Annotated in this window: 1 protein-coding gene; it reads left to right on the top strand. The window is 46.5% G+C overall.

Annotated elements, in window-relative coordinates; genetic code table 11:
• Window positions 1–200: 200 nt before the first annotated feature.
• A partial coding sequence (locus tag Q0140_RS03020; RefSeq protein WP_297961706.1) for a hypothetical protein occupies window positions 201–1,020 on the top strand: 820 nt, incomplete at its 3' end.

The following is a 1,020-nucleotide window of genomic DNA, read 5'->3' as shown; positions in this document are numbered from 1 at the left end:
TGGAGCTCGTGCCATATGCCGAGAGCAGAGACTACGGCAAAAAGGTGCTTGCAAACTTCATCATCTACTCGCAGATCCTCGATCCGCGCGCGAAAGTCTCGGTGCAACAGGAGCTGCAAGACCTGCTGATACCTAGTAGAAGCGACAGCTTCCGCTAAAGCCGGCGGCTGGCTTGAAGGATGATTTTAAGAGGCGGCGAAATGAAAACAAAGCGAAATATTATAGTTAAAATTTTAGCCGCTTCGGCTTTTATCTGCGGAATTTGCGCGGCGACTCAAAATTTTTCGGCCGCCAAAGAGACTGCAAAATCGCTGAAAGAGGATGAAATTTTAATCCTTAAAAGCGATCTTGCCGCCGCGAAAAAACATGGCGGCGCACTACAAGAGGTAAATTTAGAGGAGAGGGAGCTTACAAAAAACGCGCTTAAGCTTCCGTTTGAAATTTACGAGCTACGCCTTTCTGAGGATCAAAATACGCTCTTTGGCTTGGGCGACGATAAAGGCGGCATCGTCTTGATTGACGTTACCGAGCCGCGCGCTCTAAGACTTGCGGGCATATTTTCTTTTCCGCAGCATGAGTTTGATCCCGCTTACATAGATATCGCACAGAGCAAAGACGGCAAAAGTCTATTCGTAGCCGATCCAAATTTCGGAATTTATAAGCTGGATCTTAGCGACCGAAGAGATATTAAAATTTTAGCTCGGCTTGAAGCGCGATTTGTAAATAAAATAGAGCTTTCCAGCGACGGACACACTCTCTTTGCGAAGGATTTTTTCAGTACCCTTACCGCCTATGACGTAAAAGATGATAAATTTACGCAGCTTGCTTATTTTATCGCCCCTTCCAAAGCCGATAAGCGGGAGTATGATTACGCCTGCGCGCCACATAGATTATCCGAAATAAAGGAGCTCGGCGATCTGAAACTGCTCTCTGAGAATGAGCTTTTGCTGGCAAGCTGGGTGGGATTTTATGTTTTAGACATATCGGATATGGATAGGTACCGCGCAAATGCCGCGCAAA

The organism is uncultured Campylobacter sp. (genome assembly GCF_938045405.1).
GTDB lineage: Bacteria > Campylobacterota > Campylobacteria > Campylobacterales > Campylobacteraceae > Campylobacter_B.
The sequence above is the reverse complement of the archived record's forward strand: the minus strand, read 5'-3'. Positions and strand labels throughout refer to the sequence as shown.